This is a genomic window from Sphingomonas yantingensis, assembly GCF_014199325.1.
Classification (GTDB): domain Bacteria; phylum Pseudomonadota; class Alphaproteobacteria; order Sphingomonadales; family Sphingomonadaceae; genus Sphingomonas; species Sphingomonas yantingensis.
Window position 1 is genome coordinate 1 of sequence record NZ_JACIJJ010000009.1, and the last position, 5,828, is coordinate 5,828.

Sequence of the window (5,828 nt, forward strand, 5' to 3'; positions counted from 1 at the left end):
TGGTTGCGGGGACAGGATTTGAACCTGTGACCTTCAGGTTATGAGCCTGACGAGCTACCGGGCTGCTCCACCCCGCGCCGAGGTGATAGGGCTGCATGGGTTTGCGGCCCTGACATCATGAATGGGTTTTCCCTGTGTCTCACCGCCTTCAATGCCTGGCGACGACCTACTCTTCCAGCGCTTGAGCGTTAGTACCATCGGCGCAGTCTGGTTTCACGGCCGAGTTCGGGATGGGATCGGGTGGGTCACAGACGCTATAGCCACCAAGCAATGGAGGCGGTGAGGTTGGGATGTTTTTCAGATCGGTGTGCAAGGCTGCGATCGTCATCCACCCGATGACTGTGCTGGTGAACCAGCGTTGTCATTGGCGGTGTGAACTCTCGAAGCGCGAAAAGAGCAATTAGGACTGGTTAGCTCCACTTGTTACCAAGCTTCCACATCCAGCCTATCAAGGTCGTGGTCTACGACCGCTCTATGAAATCTTATCTTGAGGGAGGCTTCCCGCTTAGATGCTTTCAGCGGTTATCCCGTCCATACATAGCTACCCTGCTGCGCTCCTGGCGGAACGACAGGTACACCAGAGGTATGTTCAACCCGGTCCTCTCGTACTAGGGTCAACTCCTCTCAAATTTCGACGCCCACGGCAGATAGGGACCAAACTGTCTCGCGACGTTCTGAACCCAGCTCACGTACCACTTTAATTGGCGAACAGCCAAACCCTTGGGACCTGCTCCAGCCCCAGGATGTGATGAGCCGACATCGAGGTGCCAAACGATTCCGTCGATATGAGCTCTTGGGAATCATCAGCCTGTTATCCCCGGCGTACCTTTTATCCGTTGAGCGATGGCCCTTCCACGAGGGACCACCGGATCACTATGACCGACTTTCGTCTCTGCTCGACTTGTCAGTCTCGCAGTCAGGCTGGCTTATGCCATTGCACTCTAACGATCGGTTTCCAACCGATCTGAGCCAACCTTCGCACGCCTCCGTTACGCTTTAGGAGGCGACCGCCCCAGTCAAACTACCCGCCACAGAGGGTCCCTGAACCGGATAACGGTTCTAGGTTAGACATCAGAAAACAACAGGGTGGTATTTCACCTATGGCTCCACACCGGCTGGCGCCAATGCTTCAAAGCCTCCCACCTATGCTACACAGTTCTTTCCTAATGCCACTCTGAAGCTGCAGTAAAGGTGCACGGGGTCTTTCCGTCTAACCGCGGGTACTCCGCATCTTCACGGAGAATTCAATTTCGCTGAGCATGTCCTGGAGACAGTGGGGAAGTCGTTACGCCATTCGTGCAGGTCGGAACTTACCCGACAAGGAATTTCGCTACCTTAGGACCGTTATAGTTACGGCCGCCGTTTACCTGGGCTTCAATTCGGAGCTTGCACCCCTCCTCTTAACCTTCAGGCACCGGGCAGGCGTCAGGCCCTATACGTCGTCTTGAAGCCGACTTAGCAGAGCCCTGTGTTTTTGCTAAACAGTCGCTACCCCCTGGCCTGTGCCCCCAACAAGAGCTTGCGCTTATGTTGGGCCTCCTTCTTCCGAAGGTACGGAGGCAATTTGCCGAGTTCCTTCAGGACACTTCTCTCAAGCGCCTTGGTATACTCTACCTGACCACCTGTGTCGGTTTCGGGTACGGTCTATACGGTGGGGCTATTTCCTGGGACAGCTTCGAAGCACGATCAATCCGATAAGATCGTACAACACACGCCATCCGTCACACACCACCAGGCCCACGAATATTAACGTGGTTCCCATCGACTACCCCCTTCGGGCTCGTCTTAGGGGCCGGCTCACCCTGCTCAGATTAGCTTTAAGCAGGAACCCTTGGTCTTTCGGCGAGAGGGCATCTCACCCTCTTTATCGCTACTCATGTCTGCATTCGCACTTCCGATACCTCCACGACCCATTACCAGATCGCTTCACAGGCGTACGGAACGCTCCGCTACCGCTCATCTTACGATGAACCCAAAGCTTCGGTGCACGTCTTGAGCCCCGTTACATTTTCGCCGCAGGATCTCTTGTTTAGACCAGTGAGCTGTTACGCTTTCTTTAAAGGATGGCTGCTTCTAAGCCAACCTCCTGGTTGTTTTGGAAATCCCACATGCTTTCCCACTTAGACGTGACTTGGGGACCTTAGCTGTTGGTCAGGGCTGTTTCCCTTTTGACGACGGACCTTAGCACCCGCCGTCTGTCTCCCGGATAGTACTCCTGGGTATTCGGAGTTTGGTTAGGTTTGGTACAGCTCGCGCCGCCCTAGCCCATCCAGTGCTCTACCCCCCAGGGTATTCATCCGAGGCTCTACCTCAATAGATTTCGCGGAGAACCAGCTATTTCCCGGCTTGATTGGCCTTTCACCCCTAAACACAACTCATCCGATAATTTTTCAACATTAATCGGTTCGGTCCTCCAGTGGGTGTTACCCCACCTTCAACCTGGTCATGCCTAGATCGCCGGGTTTCGGGTCTAATGCATCGAACTCATTCGCCCTATTCAGACTCGCTTTCGCTTCGCCTACACCTAACGGCTTAAGCTTGCTCGATACACTAAGTCACAGACCCATTATGCAAGAGGTACGCGGTCACATCTCGAGGATGCTCCCACTGCTTGTAGGCAACCGGTTTCAGGTACTGTTTCACTCCCCTCATCGGGGTGCTTTTCACCTTTCCCTCACGGTACTAGTTCGCTATCGGTCATGTACGAGTATTTAGGCTTCGAGGGTGGTCCCCCGATGTTCAGACAGGGTTTCACGTGCCCCGCCCTACTCAAGTCCTTCCACATCACTTTCGCATACGGGACTGTCACCCGCTATGGTCCAACTTTCCAGATGGTTCTGCTAGTTGAATGGAAGGCACTGGCCTGGTCCGCGTTCGCTCGCCACTACTAACGGAATCTCGGTTGATGTCTTTTCCTCCGGGTACTGAGATGTTTCAGTTCTCCGGGTTCGCTTCACCAAAGCTATGTATTCACTTCGGTGATGACTTCCTCCCAATTACCCAGCTCGCGGTTGCCCACGATCGGGATAATTGGTGAAGCCGGGTTGCCCCATTCGGAAATCGCGGGATCAATGCCTGCTCACGGCTCCCCCACGCTTATCGCAGCGTGCCACGTCCTTCATCGCCTGTACATGCCAAGGCATCCACCAGTTGCCCTTACCTCACGCTTGAGAGTCCACACCACCAACGACAACGCTGGGTCAATTGCTTGACCAAAACTCGGCAGAGCAGCGAAGCGCAGTCTCTTGGTGTGGATGATAATCTCAGCCTTGCGCAGCACCTTTGGTGCAAGGGCGAACCCTTACATCATCGGCGCCGCTGTAAGTGCCGGCAGACGATATCCGAGCCGAAGCCCGAAAACCGCATGCCGCCACGGCATCGATTTGAAAAACCCATTCACAATGTCAAAAAAGAAGGCGGCTGCAAGAGCCGCGGACCGGGCAGACGCCCGGATCTCGTGTCTTCATCAAACGGATAGATGGTGCGACAGCACGCAAGCGGCGCGTCGAAGCTGGTGGAGCCTATCGGGATCGAACCGATGACCTGATGCTTGCAAAGCAACTGCTCTCCCAGCTGAGCTAAGGCCCCTGGAGCTTGTCGACCGCGCGCCGTCAGTCGCAGCAGAGCTGCGCCTTATGGCGCGCTCTGCAGCGCTGGCCGCCCTGGAATGCGTGCTGATTAGCGATCGCTAATCCGTCTCGCATTCTGGCGGGATGGTGGGCCGGGGAGGAGTTGAACCTCCGACCTCACGCTTATCAGGCGTGCGCTCTAACCACCTGAGCTACCGGCCCATCCGCACTCGCCCGGCAGACCATGAAGGCCGCGGGCGGCGAAAGCCTGCTCAGGCTGACCCTGCCGAGGCAGGGTATCCGTTGATGAAGGGACATGAGGACGGCGGCAATGTTCTTTGGAATGGAGGAAGCTCTTCCAGATGGCGAACCATCCGGCGCTTTCCGCCGATATCCTTAGAAAGGAGGTGATCCAGCCGCAGGTTCCCCTACGGCTACCTTGTTACGACTTCACCCCAGTCGCTAAGCCCACCGTGGTCGCCTGCCTCTCATTGCTGAGTTAGCGCAACGCCTTCGGGTGAACCCAACTCCCATGGTGTGACGGGCGGTGTGTACAAGGCCTGGGAACGTATTCACCGCGGCATGCTGATCCGCGATTACTAGCGATTCCGCCTTCATGCTCTCGAGTTGCAGAGAACAATCCGAACTGAGACAGGTTTTGGAGATTAGCTCACCCTCGCGGGATTGCTGCCCACTGTACCTGCCATTGTAGCACGTGTGTAGCCCAGCGCGTAAGGGCCATGAGGACTTGACGTCATCCCCACCTTCCTCCGGCTTATCACCGGCGGTTCCTTTAGAGTACCCAACTGAATGATGGTAACTAAAGGCGAGGGTTGCGCTCGTTGCGGGACTTAACCCAACATCTCACGACACGAGCTGACGACAGCCATGCAGCACCTGTGTGCAGGTCCCCGAAGGGAAGAAATCCATCTCTGGAAGTCGTCCTGCCATGTCAAACGCTGGTAAGGTTCTGCGCGTTGCTTCGAATTAAACCACATGCTCCACCGCTTGTGCAGGCCCCCGTCAATTCCTTTGAGTTTTAACCTTGCGGCCGTACTCCCCAGGCGGATAACTTAATGCGTTAGCTGCGCCACCCAAGCACCAAGTGCCCGGACAGCTAGTTATCATCGTTTACGGCGTGGACTACCAGGGTATCTAATCCTGTTTGCTCCCCACGCTTTCGCACCTCAGCGTCAATACCAGTCCAGTGAGCCGCCTTCGCCACTGGTGTTCTTCCGAATATCTACGAATTTCACCTCTACACTCGGAATTCCACTCACCTCTCCTGGATTCGAGCGATGCAGTCTTAAAGGCAGTTCTGGAGTTGAGCTCCAGGCTTTCACCTCTAACTTACAAAGCCGCCTACGTGCGCTTTACGCCCAGTAATTCCGAACAACGCTAGCTCCCTCCGTATTACCGCGGCTGCTGGCACGGAGTTAGCCGGAGCTTATTCTCCCGGTACAGTCATTATCTTCCCGGGTAAAAGAGCTTTACAACCCTAAGGCCTTCATCACTCACGCGGCATTGCTGGATCAGGCTTTCGCCCATTGTCCAATATTCCCCACTGCTGCCTCCCGTAGGAGTCTGGGCCGTGTCTCAGTCCCAGTGTGGCTGATCATCCTCTCAGACCAGCTATGGATCGTCGCCTTGGTAGGCCTTTACCCCACCAACTAGCTAATCCAACGCGGGCTCATCCCTGGGCGATAAATCTTTGGACCGAAGTCATCATCCGGTATTAGCAGTAATTTCTCACTGTTATCCCGAACCCAAGGGCAGATTCCCACGCGTTACGCACCCGTGCGCCACTAAGGCCGAAGCCTTCGTTCGACTTGCATGTGTTAGGCATGCCGCCAGCGTTCGTTCTGAGCCAGGATCAAACTCTCAAGTTTGATGTCCGATCTCCAGGCAGCCGGAATAGACCACCCAGAAACCGCTCATTTCTAGGAGCCGTTCCTGCACAAATTCTTCACGTATGGAAACGTGTAGGACATGTTTGAAATACCGGCGTGAGCCAGCATCCCATGGAACGGCTTGACTTTAACCGAGTACCCGACGCCTAGAAGCCGCCAGAACCCGGAGCCGCCGCCCACATGTCCCTTCATCAAAATCACAATGTCAAAGAGCGACAAAAACCGACGCACCGTCTATCCCGTTTCCGGGTGACCCGTGCGCCTCGCTTTCGCTAACCAGCCAGACAACCAAGTGATCGTCCCCGCCGGTGAAAACTCCTCTACGGACGACACCGCCGGCCGTCAAACA

The 5,828-nt window shown here is 55.5% G+C and carries 3 tRNA genes and 3 rRNA genes; all 6 read right to left on the reverse strand.

Annotation, left to right across the window (positions count from 1 at the left end):
- Positions 1–77 (reverse strand) — tRNA-Met (locus FHR19_RS17420).
- A gap of 76 nt (positions 78–153) precedes the next feature.
- Positions 154–268: ribosomal RNA gene (rrf, locus tag FHR19_RS17425) — 5S ribosomal RNA — on the reverse strand.
- A 113-nt stretch (positions 269–381) separates the two neighbouring features.
- Positions 382–3,169 (reverse strand): 23S ribosomal RNA (locus FHR19_RS17430).
- Positions 3,170–3,512: 343 nt separating this feature from the next.
- A tRNA-Ala gene (locus tag FHR19_RS17435) sits at positions 3,513–3,588 on the reverse strand.
- 126 nt (positions 3,589–3,714) lie between these two features.
- A tRNA-Ile gene (locus FHR19_RS17440) sits at positions 3,715–3,791 on the reverse strand.
- Between the two features lie 178 nt (positions 3,792–3,969).
- Positions 3,970–5,458: ribosomal RNA gene (locus tag FHR19_RS17445) — 16S ribosomal RNA — on the reverse strand.
- The 16S, 23S and 5S rRNA genes sit together here with 3 tRNA genes alongside, the layout of an rRNA operon.
- Between the last annotated feature and the right edge of the window lie 370 nt (positions 5,459–5,828).